This is a genomic window from Pseudothioclava arenosa, from assembly GCF_002358085.1.
Classification (GTDB): Bacteria; Pseudomonadota; Alphaproteobacteria; order Rhodobacterales; family Rhodobacteraceae; genus Pseudothioclava; species Pseudothioclava arenosa.
The window spans coordinates 15,685-36,736 of record NZ_NTJD01000007.1 but is presented as its reverse complement, the minus strand read 5'-3'; the positions used below and the strand labels follow the sequence as shown (position 1 = coordinate 36,736).

Below are 21,052 nucleotides of genomic sequence, written 5' to 3'. Positions count from 1 at the left end.
TCGCACTCCGTTGCTTCGGAGGCCGGGCGGCTTCCGCTGCTGATGGAGCCCGAACGGCTCTTTGCCGCCCTTGATGCCTGCTGCACCGAAGAACATGACGAGCGCGACATCCGCCGCGCCGTGGTCACCTTTCTGAACGAGGAACGCACCAAGGCCACCGCCTATATCGAAGCCGATTTCCGCGGCCATCCGCGCGCCGCGCGCTCCACCGTGCGCGCCTATGCCGAGATGACCGACGGTCTGGTGCGCTCGGTTCTGCGAGTCGCGACCCAGCGGCTGCATCGCAACCCGAACCCGACCGAGGCCGAGCATCTTTCCGTGCTGGCGGTAGGGGGCTACGGCCGCGCCGAGATGGCGCCGCATTCCGATGTCGACCTGCTGTTCCTGACGCCCTACAAGATCACCCCCTGGGCCGAGAGCGTGATCGAGTCGATGCTCTATATGCTGTGGGACCTCAAGCTGAAGGTCGGCCACAGCTCGCGCACGCTCGACGATTGCATCCGGCTCGGCCGCGAGGATTACACGATCCGCACCGCGCTGCTGGAACATCGGATGATCGACGGCAACGAGGCCCTCGCCGCGACGCTGACCAAACGGCTGCGCAGCGAGCTGTTCAAGAACACCGGCGCCGAGTTCATCGAGGCGAAACTGGCCGAGCGCGCCGAGCGCCACCGCCGCCAGGGCGGGCAGCGCTATGTGCTCGAACCCAATGTGAAAGAGGGCAAGGGCGGGCTGCGCGACCTGCAGACGCTCTATTGGATCGCGAAATACATCCACACCGTCGAGCGTGCGCAGCAGCTTGTCGACCTGGGCGTGTTCACCAGGGAGGAATACGCCAATTTCCGTGACGCCGAAGATTACCTCTGGGCGGTGCGCTGCCATCTGCACCTGATCGCAGGGCGCGCCTCGGATCAGCTCAGCTTCGACGCCCAGGTCGAGGTCGCCGCGCGCATGGGCTATAGCGACACTGCCGGGCGCCGTGCCGTTGAGATCTTCATGCAGGACTACTTCCGCCACGCCACAGTCGTGGGCGAGGTTACGCGGATCTTCCTGACCAAACTCGAGGCCGTGCACGTCAAATCCGCGCCGGTCCTGCAGCGCTTCTTCCGCCGTCGAAAGAAACTGCGCCCGCCCTTCGCGGAAAAGAACGGCCGCATCAACGTCGGTGACGAAAAGGCGTTTCTGGCCGACCGCGTGAACATGCTGCGGCTGTTCGAGGAAGGGCTGCGCACGGGGATGCTCATCCATCCCGACGCGATGCGCCTTGTCACCGCCAATCTCGACCTTTTCGACGACGAGCTGCGCGAAAACCGCGAGGCGCGCCGGATCTTCCTCGATCTGCTGCTCAAGCATGGCAACCCCGAGCGCGCCTTGCGGCGGATGAACGAGCTGGGCGTGCTCTCGGCCTTCATCCCCGAGTTCGAACCGATCGTGGCGATGATGCAGTTCAACATGTATCACAGCTACACGGTGGACGAGCACACGATCCAGGTGATCTCGTCGCTGGCGCAGATCGAGCGCCACGAGCTGGTCGAGGAACTGCCGCTGTCCTCGGACATCCTCGACAAGGGCGTGAACCGCAAGGTGCTTTACGTGGCGCTTTTGCTGCATGACATCGGCAAGGGCCGCCCCGAAGACCATTCGATCCTCGGCGCGCAGATCGCCCGCAAGGTGGCGCCGCGGCTGGGGCTCACGGCCAAGGAATGCGAGCTGGTCGAGTGGCTGGTGCGCAACCACCTGCTGATGTCCGACGTGGCGCAGAAACGCGACCTCTCGGACCCGCGCACGATCCGCGATTTCGCCAAGCAGATGAAGTCGCGCGAGCGCCTCGACCTGCTGACCGTGCTAACCGTCTGCGACATTCGCGGCGTCGGCCCGAACGTCTGGAACAACTGGAAAGCGACGCTGCTGCGCAAGCTGCACACCGACACCGCGCAGGTGCTTGAACATGGCATGGAGGCGGTCAATCGCGAGCTGCGCTCAAACGAGGCCAAGAAAGAGCTGCGCGAGCGGCTGGCAAGCTGGGACCCGAAAGACCTGCGCACCGAGCTTGCGCGCCATTACGACCCCTATTGGCAGGGCCTCACCACCGAGGCGCACCGGGTCTTTGCCGAGCTTCTGCGTAACCTGTCCGATGACGAGATCCGCATCGACCTACACCCCGACCTCGATCACGACGCGACCCGCGCGGCCTTCGCGCTGGTCGACCATCCGGGTATCTTCTCGCGGCTGGCCGGCGCGCTGGCGCTCGTGGGCGCGAACGTCGTGGACGCGCGCACCTATACCTCGAAGGACGGTTACGCCACTGCCGTGTTCTGGATTCAGGACGCCGAGGGCCACCCCTACGAAGCCGCCCGCCTGCCGCGCCTGCGCACGATGATCGACAAGACGCTCAAGGGCGAAGTGGTCGCGCGCGACGCGCTGAAGGACCGCGACAAGGTCAAGAAACGCGAGCGCGAGTTCAGGTTCCCGACCCATATCACCTTCGATAACGAGGGCTCGGATCTCTACACGATCATCGAGGTCGATACCCGCGACCGCCCCGGCCTGCTTTATGACCTGACGCGGGCGCTGGCCTCGAACCACATCTACATCGCCTCGGCCGTGATCGCGACCTATGGCGCGCAGGTGGTCGACAGCTTCTACGTCAAGGACATGTTCGGGCTGAAACTGCACTCCAAGCCGAAGCGCGAGCAGCTTGAGAAACGCCTGCGCGAAGCGATTACCCGCGGCGCCGAACGGGCGGGCAACTGATGCAACCGATCCGCCTGATCAAGGGCTTCCTGACGGTCGGCATCTGGACATTGGCAAGCCGCATCCTCGGCTTCGCGCGCGACGTGATGATCGCCTCCTACCTCGGCGCGGGCCCGGTGGCCGAGGCCTTCCTGATCGCCTTCTCGCTGCCCAACATGTTCCGCCGCTTCTTCGCCGAGGGCGCCTTCAACATGGCCTTCGTGCCAATGTTCTCGAAGAAGCTCGAGGGCGGCGAGAACGCCGAAGGTTTTGCCCGCGAGGCGATGTCGGGGCTGGCCACGGTGCTGATCGGGCTGACGCTGGTGGCGCTGGCCGCGATGCCCTGGCTGGTGTTGGCGATGGCCTCGGGCTTTGCCGAAGACGAACGCTTTGCGCTGGCGACGGGCTACGGCCGCATCGCCTTTCCCTATATCCTGTTCATCTCGCTTGCGGCTTTGCTCTCGGGGGTGCTGAACGCCTCGGGGCGCTTTGCCGCCGCCGCTGCCGCACCGGTTCTTCTGAATGTGGTGTTCGTTGCCGCGATGGTCCTTGCTGATGCGGCGGGCTGGCCGATTGGCGACGCGCTGGCCTGGGCGGTGCCCGTCGCGGGCGTGGCGCAGCTGGCGCTGGTTTGGGTAGCCGCGAAACGCGCGGGGTTCACCATCCTTCCGGGCCGCCCCACGCTCTCGCCCGAGATGAAACGCCTCGCGCGCATTGCCGCGCCCGCGATGCTGGCGGGCGGCGTCGTGCAGATCAACCTGCTGGTCGGGCGCCAGGTCGCCTCGCATTTCGAGGGCGCCATCGCCTGGCTCAACTATGCCGACCGGCTCTATCAGTTGCCCTTGGGCGTAGTGGGGATCGCGATCGGCGTGGTGCTCTTGCCGGACCTCTCGCGCAAGCTGCGTGCGGGGGACGAGACCGGCGGGCGGCATTCGTTTTCCCGCGCGGGCGAGTTCGCGCTGGCGCTGACCGTGCCGTCTGCCGTGGCACTGGCGGCGATCGCTCTGCCGATTACCTCGGTGCTCTATCAGCGCGGCCAGTTCGGCGCCGAAGACAGCCTCGCCACGGCCTGGGCTGTCGCGATCTACGGCCTCGGCCTGCCCGCTTTCGTGCTGCAAAAGGTGCTGCAACCGCTGTTCTTTGCCCGCGAAAACACCCGCTCGCCCTTCTATTACGCGCTCATTGCAATGGTGGTGAACGCGGGCATCGCGATCGGGCTGGCGCCAGTGATCGGCTATCTCTCGGCGGCGATTGCCACAACGCTCGCCGGCTGGGCGATGGTGTTTCAACTCTGGCGCGGCTCGCGCACGATGGGCGAGGCCGCCCGCTTCGACACCCGTTTCCTGACCCGCCTGCCCCGGATCGTGGCGGCGGCGGCGATCATGGGCGCGGTGCTTTGGGCGGCGGCCTGGGCGCTTGAGGGTGCATTGCAGGCGCCGGGGCTGCGCTATCTGGCGCTGACCGGGCTGATCGTGCTGGGCATCGTGACCTATTTCGGCGCGGGCGGGCTGATCGGCGCCTTCCGGATGGCCGATTTCAAATCCGCCCTGAAACGCACGCCGCGCGGCTGATCCTAGCGGCGGCGCAGGCGTTCGAGCGCCCGCGTCCAGCCGCCGGGCGCGACCAGAAACGACAGCAGGAACCCCGCCGCAGCGCCCGCCACCTCGGCCATCCAGTCGGGACGCGCGCCGAAAATCAGCCCGAACACAAGCTGAATGAACAGCAAGAAGCCGATCAGGCTGAAGGCGCGCATCCGGCCCTCGCTGCGCTCGCCCAGGCGGGTCCAGAGGATCCAGGTAAAGGCCCCGACCAGCCCGTAAACCGCCGGGTAGCCGCCATAGATCGCCTGATCCTGCCCGAGCGCGGTATAGACCAGCGCCCCGATCACCGACGAGCCGAGGAACACCACCGCCACGGCCCAGCCGGCAAAGGCCTCGGCCACCATCTTGCCCAGCGCCAGAATGAACACCATCACCATCAGCGAATGCATGAAGCTCGCGTGGACAAAGGCGTAGGTCACGATCCGCGCGACCTGCTTCGGCGGCCAGGTGTTCTGCTCGATCATGGTGCGCAGGATGCCGGGATCAAAGGCGAAGCGCTGCAGCGCATCCAGCCGCCATCCCATCGCCAGATCGCCCGCCAGCCCCGAACCGCCCAGCGCGAACATCACCTCGCCGATCACGACCGGCGCCAGCAAAATCCACACGATCACGGGCAGCGGATTGATCGGTTGTTCGTTGAATCCCTCGCGCATGATGCCCCCGTGATCCCCGGGCATCGGTTGACGCCCCTCCGGCTTTAGCGATAAGCGAGCGGGAAGCAGATTTCCAGCCTGCACGACAGGAGCCCACGATGACCGACGCCCAGCCCAACCCCAACGCCAAGTTCAAACGCCGGATTTTCTCGGGGATCCAGCCCTCGGGCAACCTGACGCTGGGCAATTACCTCGGCGCGCTGCGGCGTTTCGTGGAGAAGCAGGATGAGGGGATCGAGACGATCTATTGCCTCGTCGACCTGCACGCGATCACCGTCTGGCAGGACCCCGACGCGCTGCGCCACCAGACCCGCGAGGCTGCCGCCGGCTTCATCGCCGCCGGGATCGACCCCGAGCGTTCGATCCTGTTCAACCAGAGCCAGGTCGGCGGCCATGCCGAGCTTGCCTGGCTGATGAATTGCGTGGCGCGGATGGGCTGGATGAACCGCATGACGCAATGGAAGGACAAGGCCGGCAAGAACGCGGAAAAGGCGAGCCTCGGGCTTTTCGCCTATCCGTCTTTGATGGCCGCCGACATCCTGCTCTATCACGCGACCGAAGTGCCCGTGGGCGAGGACCAGAAGCAGCATGTGGAGCTGACGCGCGACATCGCCGCCAAGTTCAACCATGACTACAAGGTCGATTTCTTCCCGCAGCCCGATTCGGTGATCGAGGGCGCCGCGACCCGCGTCATGAGCCTGCGCGACGGCACCAAGAAAATGTCGAAATCCGACCCTTCGGACGCGAGCCGCATCAACCTGACCGACAGCCCCGACGCGATCGCCAAAAAGATCCGCAAGGCCGTGACCGACCCCGAGCCCCTGCCCGAAACGCTTGAAGGCCTTGAAGGCCGGGCCGAGGCGCGCAACCTCGTCAATATCTACGCGGCACTGGCGGGCAAGACCCCGGCCGAGGTTCTGGGCGAATATGGCGGCGAGGGCTTTGGCAAATTCAAGCCCGCGCTGGCCGATCTGGCGGTCTCGGTGATGGAGCCGATCAACGCCGAGATGAACCGCCTGATGCAGGACCCCGCCGAGATCGACCGCATCCTCGGTCGCGGCGCCGAGCAGGCCGATGCCATCGCCCGCCCGATCCTCGAGAAGACCTACGAGATCATGGGCATGGTGCGCTCGCGCTGAGCGCGGGCGGTCCGGCGTGCGCCTCACGCGGATCTGCGCCGAGGGGCCGATCACGGTCGATTTTTGCGATGGCGTGGGCGGCGATCTGGTCATCGCCTTCGCCTCGGTCGGGCATGACCCGGGCCGCGCGCCCTCGCCCGAATTCGTGGCCACAGCCACCGGGCGCGGCACCGCAGCCGCCCCGCGCCGGGCGCTGTTTGTCTCGGACGCGAGCCGCAGCTGGGCCAATGCGCCCGAATTCGGCCCCGCGCTGATCGCGGCGCTGGGGCAGGTCACGGCCCGCGCGCCCGTTACCCGGATCGCCACGCTGGGCCTGTCGATGGGCGCCTATTGCGCGCTGGTCGCGGCGCAGATCCTGCCCGTGGATGTGGTGCTGGCCTTTTCGCCGCAGGTCTCGATCCGCCCCGGCGCCGTGCCGGGCGAGACCCGCTGGGCGCGCTGGACCAAAGCCTTGCCGCCGCTGCTCTGGCCTGACGCGCCGCTACCCGCGCGGGGCCATGCCTGCCTGTTTCACGGCGCCGCCGACGACCTGCCCCATGCGCTGCGGTTCGCCCCCAAGCCCGGCACCGACCAGTTGATCTTCCCGGGGCTCGGCCATTCCGATCTGGTGCCGCATCTGAAGGCGCGCGGCGCATTGGCGGGGCTTGTGCAGGCGGCGCTTGAGGGCGACCGGAGGCGGGTCTTGCGCATCACCGCCTCGGCCGGAGGCGTCCGGCGCGAGCGTTTCGCGCCCTAACCGCCCGCCTTCGCCTCGGCGCGCGGATAAAGCCGCGCCATGGTCAGCCCGCGCACCCCGTTCAGCACCATCAGCGCGGCCCAGAGCCCGTGATTGCCGAAGGCCGGGATCAGCACGACCAGCGCGCCCACATAAACCGCGACCGAAACCAGCATCGCGTTGCGCATCTCACGCGTGAGCGTCGCGCCGATGAAGATGCCGTCCAGCATCCAGCTCGCGATGCCGATCAAGGGCGCGACGATCATCCAGGGCAGGAAGGCCCGCGCGGTGTCGCGCACCTCGGGGGCGGTGGTCATCAGGTCGATGATCGCCGGGCCCGCCATCCAGAACACCGCACCCAAGAGCGCCGCGCCGCCCACGCCCCAATCCGTCGCGACCCGCGCCGCGCGCCGCAGCCGCGGAGCCGAGCGCGCCCCCACCGCCTGCCCGACCAGCGTCTCGGCGGCAAAGGCGAAACCGTCGAGCGCATAGGCGGTGATATTGAGGAATTGCAGCAGCACCTGATTGGCCGCGAGCGTCACATCGCCCTGACCCGCGCCAAGGAACAGGAAGGCGGTGAAGCTCGCCTGCAACAGCACCGAGCGGATCATGATGTCGGTGTTCACCCGGGCCATCTCGGCGAGGCGGCTGCGCTCCCAGATCGCGCGGGCGCGCCAGAGGCCGCCGGCGAATGCCCCCCGCGCCAGCCACAGCGCCAGCGCCGCGCCCGAAACCTCCGAGATCAGCGTCGCAACCGCCACGCCGGGCACGCCCCAGCCCAGCCCCAGCACGAACCACAGATCCAGCGCCACATTCAGCCCGTTCATCCAGAGCTGCACCACCAGCACCGCGCGGGTTCTTTCCTGCGCGATCAGCCAGCCGGTCAGCGCGTAAAGCGAGATCGTCGCGGGCGCGCCCCAGATGCGAATGGAAAGGTAGTCACGCGCCAGCGCCTCGACCTCAACGCTGGCAGACGCAAGCTGGAACGCGGTCCAGACCAGCGGGCCTTGCAGCACGATCAGCCCCAGCCCGGCCAGCCCCGCCACGATCAGCGCGCGCATCAGCCCGGCGGAAACCTCGCCTGCATCGCCCTGCCCATGCGCCTGCGCGACAAGCCCGGTGGTGCCCATCCGCAGGAACCCGAAAATCCAGTAGAGCGAGGCGAGGATCACCGCGCCGATACCCACCGCCCCGATCGGCGCGGCGGCGCCCAACTGGCCCACCACCCCGGTATCGACCGCGCCCAGAATCGGCACGGTCGCGTTGGAAATCACGATCGGCGCGGCGATGCGAAACACCCGCGCATGGGTGATCTCAGCCATTCGCTTCGGGTTCGGGCATCAGGAAATGCCCCGTCGCCTGCGCGAAAAGCCGCGAGCGATTGTCTTGCCAGGCCTCGACATGAACGGAGGCATAACGCCGCCCCGAGCGGTTCACCCGCGCCCGCGCATAGGCGTCGCGCGGCAGGCCCGAGCGCAGGTAATCGACGGTGAAGTCGATGGTCTTGGGCAGGCGCGGCAGGTGAAGCGGGTCGAGGCTCGCGGGGTCGATCCGCCTGGCCTCCATGTCTTCCCACAGGAACGACCAGCCCAGCTCGATGATCGCCGTCACCTCGAGGAAAGCCGCCGTCACCCCGCCATGGAGCGCGGGCAAGAGCGGATTGCCGATCAACTTCTCGTCGAAGGGCAACAGCCCGGTCAGCTCGTCGCCACGGCGCTCGAACTGGATACCGAGGAACTGGATGTAGGGCACGCCCGACACCAGCGCGCGCAAGGCCGCGTCACGGCGCTGCTTGACCTGCTGGACGGGCTCGGGCTTCGGGCGGTTCATTTCGCACCCCCTTTCGGACGTTCGACAGTGAAGGTGCCGACGGCGACAGCGACGGGCAGGCCTTCTTCCTCGTCATGGGCGGTGGCGCGCACGAAGGCAACGTTACGGGTGATGTGATGACATTCTGCGCGGGCGGTGATGCTCTGCCCCGGGCGTGCCGCGCGCATGTACTCGATGCGCAGGTCGATGGTCGCGGTACCCGCGGGCGCGTCGGGGTGGCTCATGACCGCAGCGCCGCAGCAGGTATCCAGCAACGCCGAGACCGCACCGCCATGAATGACTCCGGTACGCGGGTCACCGACCAGCCGCAGATCATAGGGCATCGAGATCGTCGCGCCGCCGTCGCCGATCGCGGCGAGATGCATGCCCAGCGCATGTGCATGCGGCACCGCCTCGATGAATTGCCGGGCGAACTCCAGTTTGCTCTCGTCCATGGCCTTCCCCTTGTGGAACGCGCCCCGCAGGGCTTTCCAGATCATTCCCCACCGCCCCGGCGCGCGCAAGCGGGCTAAATTCTGCCGTGGCGGCATTTCTTGCGAGAAAATGAAAGTGAACCGATTCGTGCAGTTGAAGCCCCGCGCCGTTCACGCTAGCTTCGCCTCAAGGAGAGACCCGCATGAACGATCGTCTGAGCTTCAAGGAGATGTGCGAGAAATTCGAGGTGACGCCCCGAACCTTGCGCTACTACGAGTATATCGAGTTGCTCTCACCTCAGAAGGAGGGGCGCGCGCGGTTCTACGGCCCGCGTGAAGTGGCACGGATGACGCTGATCCTGCGGGGGCGCCGGTTCGGGTTCAGCCTCGAAGAGCTGCGCCAGTGGCTGCTGATCTACGACCAGCAAGGCACCGAAGAGCAGAACCGCGTCTGGATCGAACTGGCGGACCGCCAATTGAGCATCCTGCAGCAGCAATATGATGAGCTGGGCGTGACCATCGCCGATCTGCGCCAATTGCGCGACCAGGTCGCCGAGACGATCTGAGACGCCCGTCTTTGGCCGTGTCGAATCTGTGAAACAGCGCCGCCCATCGGGCGGCGCAGGCATTTTTGGACTGTCGAAGCGTGAAACAATATTGCTTTACCTTACGGTAATTATCTCTGACATTACGTCAGGAAAGATATGACGCCACGTTATGATGACGCGAACGTAAACTTGGATTGTAATGTGAGGCAGATCAGTGATTTGCCTCTCTGCGTTACCCAAGGGAACACGAGGGGGTGAAAATGAGTGAAGAGGTAATGACGATCCGCGAGATGTGCGACGCCTTCGGCGTCACGCCACGCACCTTGCGGTTCTATGAATCGAAGGACTTGCTGTTTCCCATCCGGGAAGGGCAGAAGCGGTTGTTTACCCGGCGCGACCGGGCCCGGCTCAAGCTGATTTTGCGCGGCAAGCGCTTCGGCTTCAGCCTCGAGGATATCCGCCAGCTGCTTGACCTGTATGCGATGGGCGACCAGCAGAAGACACAACTGGCCGAGACGCTGCGCATCGCGCACGACCGGCTGAACGACATGACGCAGCAGCGCGATGAGCTGACGCAGGCCATCGCCGAGTTGCAGGAACAGATTGAATGGGGCGAGAAGGAGCTTATCGCGAAGGCGTGAGGCTACCGCCCCTGAAAAGGGAGAGAGACCATGCCGAGTTACACCGCCAACACCAAGGATATGCAGTTCCTGCTGCATGACCTGCTCAAGATCTCCAGTGCCGGCATCCCCGGTTACGAAGAGATGGAGCCCGACTTTACCGAAGCCGTCCTCGAGGCCGCCGGCAAGGTCGCTTCCGAAGTCCTGGCCCCGCTGAACGAAGTGGGCGACAAGGAAGGCTGTGTGCTGGAAAACGGCGTGGTCCGCACCCCGAAAGGCTTCGACGCGGCCTTCGAGGCGATGAAAGAGGGCGGCTGGACCGCGCTCGATTGCGACCCTGAATATGGCGGTCAGGGCATGCCCTACCTGCTGAACTGCGCCGTGGGCGAGATCTTTGTCTCGGCCAACATGGCCTTCAACATGTATCAGGGCCTGACGCATGGCGCCTATTCGGCGATCCACGCGCATGGCACCGACGAGCAGAAGGCCAAATACCTGCCCAAGATGGTGTCCTGCGAATGGACCGGCACCATGAACCTGACCGAGCCCCATTGCGGCACGGATCTGGGCATGATGCGCACCAAGGCCGACCCGCAGGCGGATGGCAGCTACAAGATCACCGGCCAGAAGATCTTCATCTCGGCGGGCGACCATGATCTGGCCGAGAACATCATCCACCTCGTGCTGGCCAAGGCGCCGGGCGGCGGCGAAGGCACCAAGGGCATCTCGCTCTTCATCGTGCCGAAGTTCCTGGTGAACGACGATGGCAGCCTCGGCGACCGCAACGCGGTCTCGGTCGGCAACATCGAAGAGAAGATGGGCATCCACGGCAACTCGACCTGCGTGATGAACTATGACGGCGCGACCGGCTGGCTCCTGGGCGACCTGCACAAGGGCATGCGCGCGATGTTCACCATGATGAACGAGGCGCGTCTGGGCGTGGGCCTGCAAGGCTACGCTGTGGCCGAGGCCGCCTATCAGAACGCCGTGGCTTACGCCAAGGACCGCCTGCAGGGCCGCGCCGTGACCGGCACCGAGAACCCCTCGGGCCCCGCCGATCCGCTGATCGTGCACCCCGACATCCGCCGCTCGCTGATGGATCAGAAATCCTTCCTCGAGGGCGCCCGCGCCTTCACCTTCTGGGGCGCGCATCTGATCGACCGCTCGCACAAGGCCGATGACGCGGCGGCCGAGGGGCTGATCTCGCTGCTGACGCCGGTGCTCAAGGGCTTCCTGACCGACAAGGGCTTTGACACCTGCGTGCTGGCGCAGCAGGTCTATGGCGGCCATGGCTACATCGAGGAATGGGGCATGTCGCAATTCACCCGCGACGCCCGCATCACCATGATCTACGAAGGCGCGAACGGCGTGCAGGCGCTGGATCTTGTCGGGCGCAAGCTCGCGCAGGACGGCGGCAAGCACGTGATGGCCTTCTTCGAGATGGTGAAAGCCGAGTGCAAGGCCCATGACGGCGACGACCGCATGAAGTCCTTCACCGACGCGCTGAAAGCGGCCTCGAAGCAGCTGCAGGCGGCGGGGATGTTCTTCATGCAGAACGGCATGACCAACCCGAACGCGGCGCTCTCCGGCAGCTATGACTTCATGCACATGATGGGCCATGTCTGCCTCGGCCTGATGTGGACCCGCATGGCGGCGGCGAGCTATGCCGCGCTGGATGCCGGCGCCTCGGACACGGCCTTCTACGAGACCAAGATCGCCACCGGCCGCTACTACATGGCGCGCCAGATGCCGGCCTGCGCGATGCACCTCGCGCGCATCGAGTCGGGCGCCGATCCGGTGATGGCCTTGGCCGCCGATCAGTTCTAAACTCTTCCGGGCGGAGCTCCCCCGCCCGGAGGTTTCGATGAACGACGCAAACAACTGGCAGCCCCTTCCCGCCTTCACCGGCAGTTGCCAATGCGGGGCCGTGCGCTACACCGTGGCGCCCGGCCCTTCCTTTGCCAGTATCTGCCATTGCCGGATGTGCCAGCGCGCCACCGGCAGCCCCTTCGCTGCACTGCTGAAGGTCGCCACTGATCGCGTCACCTGGCAGGGCGAGCCGGGCGTCTTCCAAAGCTCCGGCATCGCCGCGCGCGGGTTTTGTTCGGCATGCGGCACGCCCCTGTTTTACCGCAAGACCGGCTCCGACTGGATCGAGTTCACCTCGGGCTCGCACCCCGCCGACCTGCCCTTCACGCCAGTGCGCCAATGGGGCCTTGAGGCCCGCCACGACTGGCTCTCGGGGCTTGCCATTCCCGGCGCCGAGACCGTTGAGCGCGACCTGATTTCCTACCAATCCAAGGACGAGTGATGCCCAAACGCCTGCGCCTGACGCGCCGCTTTCCGGTGGCCATGACCAATGACGCCTACCGCCGCCTGCAAAGCTTTGCCCGCGAGGCCGAGCTGACCCAGGACGAGGCGCTGACCTTCCTGTTCGAACATTTCAACTCGGTCACGAACCACGAGAACCTGACCGCGCGGCTACGCCTGTTCAGGGCGGAACTCGAGGCGCGCAAAGCCTGAGCGCCGCGCCCGCGGCGGGGGCGGTATTCGCGTATTTTCGCCAAGAAGAAACAGGCGCCCGAAAAGGCCAGAAGGTGCGCCCCGGCTGACGGGGACCGGTCCGGTCCCGAAGGAAGCGCTTTCCACGCGCCGGGGCGGCTTCTCCTTGGGCGGTCATCGGCGCGCCCGCCTGTACCGCCCGCCGATCCTGACGCAGCGTCGTTAACAGGCCCCTAACGGCTGTTTCTTCTTGGCAAAAATACGCGATGCTCCACCATAGACGCGACGGAACGAGAATATGACGTTGCGCCATTACGGGCCCCGGCCCCTTACCTGCGCGTCAATTCATGGCATGATGCAGGCGTCTTGGGAGGACATCGATGACAGCGAAACTCTATTGCTTTGGCGAAAGCGGCAACGCCTATAAGGCGGCGTTGACGATGAGCCTTGCGGGCTACGACTGGGAGCCCGTCTTCGTCGATTTCTTCCGTGGCGAGACCCGCAGCCCCGACTACCTCGCGCTCAATGAAATGGGCGAGGCGCCGGTGCTGGTGGAGGGCGATCGGGTGATCAGCCAGTCGGGCGTGATGCAGATGATGGTGGCCGAAAAGACCGGCCGCTTCATGGGCCCGCCCGAGGATCGCGACGAGGTTCTGCGCTGGCTGTTCTGGGACAATCACAAGGGCTCGTCGCAATTCGGCGCGCTGCGGTTCCTGATGAACTTCCTGCCCGAGGACAAGCGCCCAGCCGCCGCCATCACCTGGCTTTCGGGCCGGGTGCAGGCCGCGCTCAAGACACTTGAGGCACATCTGCAGGGGCGCGACTGGATGGTGGGGCAAGGCCCCACGATCGCGGACTTCGCCTGCTGCGGCTATCTCTACTACCCCGAGCCCTTCGGGTTCGAGCGTGAGAATTTCCCCGCGATCAGCCGCTGGCTCGATCGCATCGCCGCCCTCGAGGGCTGGCGCCATCCCTACGACATGATGCCCGGAAACCCTTCGGACCGGGCCTGAGGAGGTAAGATGACTGAAGCTTATATCTACGATGCCTGTCGCACCCCGCGCGGCAAGGGGCGCCCCGACGGCAGCCTGCACGAGGTAACCTCGGTGGCGCTTTCGGCGCGGCTGCTGAACGCGGTGAAAGAGCGCAACGGGCTCGAAGGGCATGCGGTCGAGGACGTGATCTGGGGCAACGTGACCCAGGTGATGGAACAGGGCGGCTGCCTTGCGCGTTCGGCGGTGCTCTTGTCGGATCTGAATGAAAGCATCCCGGGGCTCTCGATCAACCGCTTCTGCGCGTCGGGCATGGAGGCGGTGAACCTGGCCGCCAACCAGGTGAAGGGCGGGGCCGGTCAGGCCTATATCGCGGGCGGCGTCGAGATGATGGGCCGCGTGGCGATGGGGTCGGACGGGGCGGCGATTGCCGTCGACCCGAGCCTGACCTTCAAGACCTATTTCGTCCCCCAAGGCATCTCGGCCGATATCATCGCGACCGAATATGGCTTTAGCCGCGAACAGGCCGACGCGCTGGCCGTTGAATCGCAGCGCCGCGCCGCCGAGGCCTGGGCCGAGAACCGCTTTGCGAAATCCATCGTGCCGGTCCTCGACCAGAACGGCCTGACCATTCTGGACCGCGACGAATACATGCGCCCGGGCACCAAAGTGGAAGACCTTGCCAAGCTGAAGGCCAGCTTCAAGGACATGGGCGAAATGATGCCCGGCTTCGACAAGGTGGCGATGCTGAAATACCCGCATCTGACCTCGATCAACCACATCCACCACGCCGGCAACTCGTCGGGCATCGTCGATGGCGCCGCCGCCGTGCTGATCGGCAACAAGGAATTCGGCGAGGCCCATGGCCTGAAGCCGCGCGCGCGCATCCGCGCCACCGCGAAAATCGGCACCGATCCGACGATCATGCTGACGGGCCCGGTGCCGGTGACCGAAAAGATCCTGAAGGACTCGGGCATGTCGATCTCGGACATCGACCTGTTTGAGGTGAACGAGGCCTTTGCCTCGGTCGTGCTGCGCTTCATGCAGGCCTTCGACGTCGACGCCTCGAAGGTCAACGTGAACGGCGGCGCGATGGCGATGGGCCACCCGCTCGGCGCCACCGGCGCGATCATCATCGGCACGCTGCTTGACGAGCTTGAACGGCGCGACCTGTCCACCGGCCTTGCCACGCTGTGCATCGCATCGGGCATGGGCGCCGCCACCATCATCGAGCGCGTCTGAGGGAGAGAAGAGAATGGCTGATTTTAAATACGAACTCGGCGCCGATGGCGTGGCCGTCATCACCTGGGACGTGCCGGAAAAATCTATGAACGTGATGAGCCTTGAGGGCTTCGCGCTGCTCGACAGCTTCATCGACAAAGCGCTGGCCGACGATGCGGTCAAGGGTGTGGTCATCACCTCGGGCAAGCCCGATTTCGCCGGCGGCATGGACCTGAACGTGATCGCCGAGATGCGGGCGGGCGGAGCGCAGGCGATCTTTGACGGCGTGATGCGGATGCACACGATCCTGCGCAAGATTGAACTGGCGGGCATGGACCCGAAAACCAAGAAGGGCGGCAAGCCGATTGCCACCGCCCTGCCCGGCACCGCGCTGGGGATCGGGCTGGAACTGCCGCTGTCGACGCACCGGATCTTTGCCGCCGATAATCCGAAGGCCAAGATCGGCCTGCCGGAAATCATGGTCGGCATCTTCCCGGGCGCGGGCGGCACCACGCGCCTCGTGCGCAAGATGGGCGCGATGGTCGCGGCGCCGTTCCTGCTGGAAGGCAAGCTGAGCGATCCGAAGAAGGCGCGCGCTGCCGGCATCGTCGACGAGGTGGTCGAAGACCCGCTGGCCGCCGCCAAGGCCTGGGTGCTGGGCGCGACCGACGCCGATCTGGTGAAACCCTGGGACGCCAAGGGCTACAAGATGCCCGGCGGCGCCCCCTATCACCCCGCGGGCTTCATGACCTTCGTGGGCGCTTCGGCGATGGTGCATGGCAAGACCATGGGCGTCTATCCGGCCGCGAAGGCGCTGTTGTCGGCGGTTTACGAAGGCGCACTCGTGCCCTTCGACCAGGCGCTCAAGATTGAGGCGCGTTGGTTCACCAAGGTGCTGATCAACCCCTCGGCAACCGCGATGATCCGCTCGCTTTTCATCAACAAGGGCGCGCTGGAAAAAGGCGCGAACCGCCCCGATGTCGCCGATCAACGCGTCAAGAAAGTCGGCGTTCTGGGCGCGGGCATGATGGGCGCGGGCATCGCGCTGGTCTCGGCGCTGGCCGGCATTCAGGTGGTTCTGATCGACGCCGCCCAAGAGGCCGCCGACCGCGGCAAGGCCTATAGCGCGGCCTATCTCGACAAGGGCATGGCGCGCAAAAAGGTGACGGCCGAGAAGAAAGAGGCCGTGCTGGGCCTGATCACCGCCACCACCGATTATGCCGCGCTGGACGGCTGCGACCTGATCGTCGAGGCCGTGTTCGAGGACCCGGGCGTCAAGGCCGAGGTGACCGCCAAGGCCGAGGCCGTGATCCCCGAGGACGCGATCTTTGCCACCAACACCTCGACCCTGCCGATCACCGGCCTCGCCAAGGCCTCGAAACGGCCCGAGCAATACATCGGCATCCATTTCTTCTCGCCGGTCGAGAAGATGCTGCTGGTGGAAATCATCAAGGGCCGCGAAACCGGCCCGGTCGCGGTGGCCAAGGCGCTCGATTACGTCCGCCAGATCAAGAAGACCCCGATCGTCGTCAATGACGAGCGCTTCTTCTACGCCAACCGCTGCATCATCCCCTATATCAACGAGGGCATCCGCATGGTCGCCGAAGGGGTGAACCCGACGCTGATCGAGAATGCCGCGAAGATGGTGGGGATGCCGCTCGGGCCGCTGCAGCTGGTCGACGAGACCTCGATCGACCTCGGCGTCAAGATCGCCAAGGCGACCAAGGCCGCGATGGGCGATGCCTATCCGGACGAGGCCGTGGACGAGGTGGTGTTCTGGATGGCCGATCAGGGCCGTCTGGGCCGCAAGACCAAGTCGGGCTTCTACGACTATGACGAAGCCGGCAAGCGTCAGGGCATCTCGGCGGTGGTGACCGATCACTACCCGCAGGCCACCGATCAGCCCGAATTGACCCATGTGCAGCACCGTCTGCTGATGGCGCAGGTGCTGGAAGCCGTGCGCGCCTTCGAGGCCGGTGTCCTCGAGGACATCCGCGAGGGCGACGTGGGCGCGATCCTGGGCTGGGGCTTTGCGCCCTGGTCGGGCGGCCCCTTCGCTTGGCTCGACATCATCGGCGCGGGCCGCGCGGTCGAGATCTGCGAGGCACTCACCGCCGAGTATGGCGCGCGCTTCGAGACGCCCGCGCTCCTGCGCGATCTCGCTGCAACCGGCGAGACCTTCTATGGCCGCTACGGCGAAGGTCAGGCGGCGACAGCGGCCTGACCTCCCCCGAAAACACAGAAACGCCGGACTTAAGGCCCGGCGTTTCCATTTGCCCCTGTGGGGCTTGCTCAACAGGTCGCTGCTTCTTCCTCGATCAGCGCCTCGACCACCATCCGCGCCGCCTCCCGCGGCAACAGCGGATAGGCCGGTGCCTCGACCTCGACCGGGGCGACCGCACCGCCGCCGCAGTGGATCAACCCAAAGCCATTCGCATAGACCACCTCGGGCGCCGCGAACTGCAGGCGGAAGATTTCAAGCTCGCGATCGGGCGCCACCGCCTCGATCCCGCGAAACCCTTCCAGAACCTCGGAGGGCACCAGCACGAAGGGGTCGCCAAACGCCGCCTCGGCCAGATTGCTTTCGACCATCACGCTCTGATCCCCCAGCAGCAACAGCGCCGTGGCATTGCCCAGCGCCTGCTGCGGCACAAGGATCGCGCGCGGCACAGCCCCCAGCCGGATCCGCTCGATATGCAGCACCTCCTGCACGCCATGATCGAAGGTCATCACCCGATCGCCCGGCGCCAGAGCCTCGACAGGGCGCCAGCCCGCTTCGGTGGCAATCCGGGTGCCCGCGACGATCCCGTCGGAGGGCAGCGCTTCGGCATAACTCTCCACGAGCGCATCAGCGGCAAGCGCCCCCTCGACAGGGCTTTTCCGCGCAGTCCAGAAGTCTTGCAGCTTGAGACCAAACATCGCACTTATCCCGTTTCAAACCCGTTGGCATTCCGCCCCACGCCCCACACACGGTTAAAGTTGGGACAGGAGTCGCGAAAAATTCGCGGCAAGATTGCGGCAACATCATGGCGTATCGCGCTGGCCCTCCAGCAATGGTGCCGAGGATGCCCGACTATCCCGCCTTACGAAACAATGTGCCGGCAAAGCATGGCGCATGAATGGCAAGAAGCGGACAAAAACCGCACAAATCGCAACACGCGTTAAGGTTGATTCGCGATTGCCCCGCTCCCCTCGACCTGCGGGCCAAGCCGGGCAATCGCCAAAATGTCACTGCTGCCCCCTTCCCTTTTCCCGCGCCCAAACAGATGATCGCGCCACCTGCGACCGAAGAGGAGGACATCATGGGTTGGCTGCCGGATGAAACAGGTCTTGAGAAATGCGCTGCGAATTACGTTCCGCTCACGCCGCTCTCGCATCTCAATCGCGCCCTTGAGGTCTTTCCCGAACGCACCGCCGTCATCTACGGCACGCGGCAAATCAATTACGTCGATTTCCATGCCCGCGTCAGCCAGCTCGCCTCGGCGCTCGCCGCGCGCGGCGTGAAGCCCGGCGATGTGGTGGCGACGATCCTGCCCAACACCCTGCCCCAGGTCGAGGCGCATTTCGGCGTGCCCGCCTGCGGCGCGATCCTGAACGCGATCAACACCCGCCTCGACAGCGACACCGTCGCCTATATCTTCGAACATGGCGGCGCGCGCGTGGTGCTCTGCGACACCGCCTTCCTGCCGCTCGCCGAAGAGGCGATCAAGAAGATGCACGGCCCCGCGCCGCAGATCATTGAGGTGGCCGACCCCGAGCACGGGTTCGAACCCGGCGGCCACTACCTCGAATACGAGGCGCTGGTGGCCGAGGGCGACCCGATGGCCGACTGGGTGATGCCCGAGGACGAATGGGAAAGCATCGCGCTGAACTATACCTCGGGCACGACCGGGCGGCCGAAAGGCGTGGTCTATCACCATCGCGGCGCGTACCTGACGACGATGGGCAACGCGATTTCCTGGCGGATGCAGCTGTACCCGGTCTATCTGACGATCGTGCCGCTGTTCCACTGCAACGGCTGGACGCATCCCTGGATGGTGCCGCTAATGGGCGGCACGACCGTGTGCTGCCGCGACATCACCGCCAAGGCGATCTATGACGCCATCGCCGACCATGGCGTGACCCATTTCGGCGGCGCGCCCATCGTTCTGAACACGTTGATCAACGCGAAACCCGAACACCGCCGCGACTTCGACCATATCGTCGAGGTCTTTACCGCAGGCGCCCCGCCCCCCGCCGCGACGCTCGCCGCGATCGAGCCGCTGGGCTTCAACGTGACCCAGGTCTACGGCCTGACCGAGGTCTACGGCCCCGCCACCGAATGTACCTGGAAACCCGAATGGGCCGGGATCGAAGGCGAGGCGCGCGCCGAACTCAAGGCCCGCACCGGCGTTCTGATGCCGATGATGGAGACCATCACCGTCCATGATCACGGCCACGAAGTCGCCCGCGACGCCCAGCACCTCGGCGAAATCGTGATGCGCGGCAACGGCACGATGAAGGGCTATTACAAGAACCCGCAGGCCACGCGCGAAGCCTTCCAGGGCGGCTATTTCCGCTCGGGCGACATCGCCTTCATGCACCCCGACGGTTACATCAAGATCACCGACCGCGCGAAAGACATAATCATCTCGGGCGGCGAGAACGTCTCTTCGGTCGAGGTCGAGGGCGTGATTGCCGCGCATCCTGCGGTGTCGCTCGCCTCGGTCGTGGCCAAGCCCGACGAGAAATGGGGCGAAATCCCCTGCGCCTTCGTCGAGCTCAAAGAGGGCGCCGAGGCCACCGAGGCAGACATCATCAAGTTCTGCCGCGAGCGCCTCGCCGGCTTCAAGACGCCCAAGCGCGTGATCTTCACCGACCTGCCGAAAACCTCGACCGGCAAGATCCAGAAGTTCGAGCTGCGCGCCGTGGCCAAGCTGCTCGACTGACCCTTTCATCGAGCGACAAATACTCTCGGGGGTCCGGGGGCAGACAGCCCCCGGCCTCTTCCATCCGCCGCGCCAGATTGACCAAGGGCGCGGATCGGCTATCCTGTTGCGATAACAGAACGAGCAGCCTTAACCAGTATGACCGCGCTTCCCGAATATCAGCGGCTCGAAGCCCAGGGCCTCTGGCGTGAAACCCCCGAGGCGCAGCGCCAGCAGGTGATCCTGTCCTTTGGCGATGCCACTTTGGTGATCTCGGACGATCGCGCGGTGAAGGCACTGGCGCATTGGTCACTGCCCGCGATGATCCGGCTCAACCCCGGCAAACGCCCCGCACTTTACGCCCCTTCCGACGAGCCTGGCGAAGAGCTGGAGCTGGACGACGACACGATGATCGCCGCGATCGAGAAGGTCCACGCCCTGATCGAGGCCCGCCGCCCCCATCCCGGGCGCCTGCGCACGGCACTGTTCGGAGGCTTGGGCGTTCTGGCGGCGCTCCTGATCCTGTTCTGGCTACCCGGCGCGCTGATCGACCAGGCCGCGCGCGTGGCGCCGCTACCCAAGCGCACCGAGATCGGCCGGGCGGTTCTGGCCGAGCTGACGACGCTGACCGGCGCGCCCTGCCGCAGCCCGGCGGGCAATTCCGCCCTGCGCGCGCTGGCGCGGCGGCTGAATGGCGCCAATGAAATCGTCGTCCTGCCCGGCACGCTGCGCGGCGCGCGACTTTTGCCGGGACGGATCGCGGTGATCGGCGCCGATGCGATCGAGGGCCCCGACACGCCCGAGGTCGCCGCCGGCCAGTTGATCGCGCTGCATCTGGCCAGCGCCGGGCGCGACCCGCTGCAAGACCTTCTGGACTGGGCCGGGCCGCTCGCGGCGCTGCGCCTGCTGACCACGGGCAACCTTTCACCCGAGTATCTCAAGGGCTATGGGCGCGAGCTTTTGGAAACGCCGCCCGCGCGCCCCGCCGACGAGCCCTTGCTGCAGGCCTTCGCCGAAGCGGGCGTCTCGGCCACGCCCTACGCCTTCGCGCTAGATCCGTCCGGCGAGAGCGTGCTCGGCCTGATCGAGGCCGACCCGTTCAAGGGCGCCCCCGCCCCCGAACCGGTTCTGGCCGACGGCCAATGGGTCGCGCTGCGCGACATTTGCAGCGACTGAGC

19 protein-coding genes are annotated in these 21,052 nt (G+C 65.8%); 14 read left to right on the top strand and 5 right to left on the bottom strand.

Annotation, left to right across the window (positions count from 1 at the left end; genetic code table 11):
- Positions 1-42 precede the first annotated feature (42 nt).
- Both CLN94_RS09920 and murJ read left to right on the top strand, forming a co-directional pair.
- Positions 43-2,754, top strand: a complete 2,712-nt coding sequence (locus CLN94_RS09920) for a [protein-PII] uridylyltransferase (protein WP_096433924.1) — start codon at positions 43-45, stop codon at positions 2,752-2,754.
- Positions 2,754-4,304, top strand: a complete 1,551-nt coding sequence (gene murJ / locus CLN94_RS09915; protein ID WP_096433736.1) for a murein biosynthesis integral membrane protein MurJ — start codon at positions 2,754-2,756, stop codon at positions 4,302-4,304. The genes CLN94_RS09920 and murJ overlap by 1 nt, the downstream gene beginning before the upstream one ends.
- A gap of 2 nt (positions 4,305-4,306) precedes the next feature.
- On the opposite strand, the gene CLN94_RS09910 is transcribed toward murJ, so the two are convergent.
- Positions 4,307-4,987 carry a rhomboid family intramembrane serine protease gene (locus tag CLN94_RS09910; protein ID WP_096433923.1) on the bottom strand — a complete coding sequence of 227 codons (681 nt, stop codon included), beginning with the start codon at positions 4,985-4,987 and terminating at the stop codon, positions 4,307-4,309.
- Between the two features lie 98 nt (positions 4,988-5,085).
- Between CLN94_RS09910 and trpS the strand changes: the two genes are divergently transcribed.
- Entirely contained in the window at positions 5,086-6,126 is a 1,041-nt protein-coding gene (trpS, locus tag CLN94_RS09905; protein ID WP_096433734.1) for a tryptophan--tRNA ligase, read from the top strand.
- Positions 6,127-6,142: 16 nt separating this feature from the next.
- Positions 6,143-6,862: a hypothetical protein gene (locus CLN94_RS09900; protein ID WP_096433732.1), complete on the top strand. Its 720-nt coding sequence runs from the start codon at positions 6,143-6,145 to the stop codon at positions 6,860-6,862.
- Here CLN94_RS09900 and CLN94_RS09895 read toward each other — a convergent pair.
- Genes CLN94_RS09895 through CLN94_RS09885 form a run of 3 tightly spaced genes read right to left on the bottom strand, consistent with a single transcriptional unit; the run spans position 6,859 to position 9,105 of the window.
- Positions 6,859-8,163, bottom strand: coding sequence for an MATE family efflux transporter (locus tag CLN94_RS09895; RefSeq protein WP_096433730.1), 1,305 nt, complete (start codon positions 8,161-8,163; stop codon positions 6,859-6,861). The genes CLN94_RS09900 and CLN94_RS09895 overlap by 4 nt on opposite strands.
- A complete protein-coding gene (locus tag CLN94_RS09890; protein ID WP_096433728.1) occupies positions 8,156-8,671 on the bottom strand; it encodes a PaaI family thioesterase in 516 nt (171 codons plus the stop codon). The genes CLN94_RS09895 and CLN94_RS09890 overlap by 8 nt, the downstream gene beginning before the upstream one ends.
- The gene (locus tag CLN94_RS09885; RefSeq protein WP_096433922.1) at positions 8,668-9,105 is read right to left on the bottom strand and encodes a PaaI family thioesterase; all 438 of its coding nucleotides are present in this window, start codon (positions 9,103-9,105) and stop codon (positions 8,668-8,670) included. The genes CLN94_RS09890 and CLN94_RS09885 overlap by 4 nt, the downstream gene beginning before the upstream one ends.
- 182 nt (positions 9,106-9,287) lie before the next feature.
- On the opposite strand from CLN94_RS09885, the gene CLN94_RS09880 reads away from it, so the two are divergent.
- The 8 genes from CLN94_RS09880 to CLN94_RS09845 all read left to right on the top strand — a co-directional run bounded on the left by CLN94_RS09880 (position 9,288) and on the right by CLN94_RS09845 (position 17,191).
- Positions 9,288-9,650: a MerR family transcriptional regulator gene (locus tag CLN94_RS09880; RefSeq protein WP_096433726.1), complete on the top strand. Its 363-nt coding sequence runs from the start codon at positions 9,288-9,290 to the stop codon at positions 9,648-9,650.
- Positions 9,651-9,892: 242 nt separating this feature from the next.
- Entirely contained in the window at positions 9,893-10,273 is a 381-nt protein-coding gene (locus CLN94_RS09875) for a MerR family transcriptional regulator (RefSeq protein ID WP_096433921.1), read from the top strand.
- Between the two features lie 30 nt (positions 10,274-10,303).
- Positions 10,304-12,079 carry an acyl-CoA dehydrogenase C-terminal domain-containing protein gene (locus tag CLN94_RS09870; protein ID WP_096433724.1) on the top strand — a complete coding sequence of 592 codons (1,776 nt, stop codon included), beginning with the start codon at positions 10,304-10,306 and terminating at the stop codon, positions 12,077-12,079.
- A gap of 37 nt (positions 12,080-12,116) precedes the next feature.
- Positions 12,117-12,563: a GFA family protein gene (locus CLN94_RS09865; protein WP_096433722.1), complete on the top strand. Its 447-nt coding sequence runs from the start codon at positions 12,117-12,119 to the stop codon at positions 12,561-12,563.
- On the top strand, positions 12,563-12,775 hold the full coding sequence (locus CLN94_RS09860) for a hypothetical protein (protein WP_096433720.1): 213 nt from the start codon (positions 12,563-12,565) through the stop codon (positions 12,773-12,775). The genes CLN94_RS09865 and CLN94_RS09860 overlap by 1 nt, the downstream gene beginning before the upstream one ends.
- Before the next feature lie 359 nt (positions 12,776-13,134).
- Entirely contained in the window at positions 13,135-13,767 is a 633-nt protein-coding gene (locus tag CLN94_RS09855) for a glutathione S-transferase family protein (RefSeq protein WP_096433718.1), read from the top strand.
- A 9-nt stretch (positions 13,768-13,776) separates the two neighbouring features.
- Positions 13,777-14,988: an acetyl-CoA C-acetyltransferase gene (locus CLN94_RS09850; RefSeq protein ID WP_096433716.1), complete on the top strand. Its 1,212-nt coding sequence runs from the start codon at positions 13,777-13,779 to the stop codon at positions 14,986-14,988.
- 13 nt (positions 14,989-15,001) lie between these two features.
- On the top strand, positions 15,002-17,191 hold the full coding sequence (locus CLN94_RS09845) for a 3-hydroxyacyl-CoA dehydrogenase NAD-binding domain-containing protein (RefSeq protein ID WP_096433714.1): 2,190 nt from the start codon (positions 15,002-15,004) through the stop codon (positions 17,189-17,191).
- Between the two features lie 68 nt (positions 17,192-17,259).
- Here CLN94_RS09845 and CLN94_RS09840 read toward each other — a convergent pair whose 3' ends face one another.
- Positions 17,260-17,886, bottom strand: a complete 627-nt coding sequence (locus CLN94_RS09840) for a Hint domain-containing protein (protein WP_096433712.1) — start codon at positions 17,884-17,886, stop codon at positions 17,260-17,262.
- Positions 17,887-18,269: 383 nt separating this feature from the next.
- Here CLN94_RS09840 and CLN94_RS09835 point away from each other — a divergent pair, with 383 nt between their 5' ends.
- Both CLN94_RS09835 and CLN94_RS09830 read left to right on the top strand, forming a co-directional pair.
- Positions 18,270-19,895, top strand: a complete 1,626-nt coding sequence (locus CLN94_RS09835) for an AMP-binding protein (protein WP_096433920.1) — start codon at positions 18,270-18,272, stop codon at positions 19,893-19,895.
- 138 nt (positions 19,896-20,033) lie between these two features.
- A complete protein-coding gene (locus CLN94_RS09830) occupies positions 20,034-21,050 on the top strand; it encodes a hypothetical protein (RefSeq protein ID WP_096433710.1) in 1,017 nt (338 codons plus the stop codon).
- Positions 21,051-21,052 lie beyond the last annotated feature (2 nt).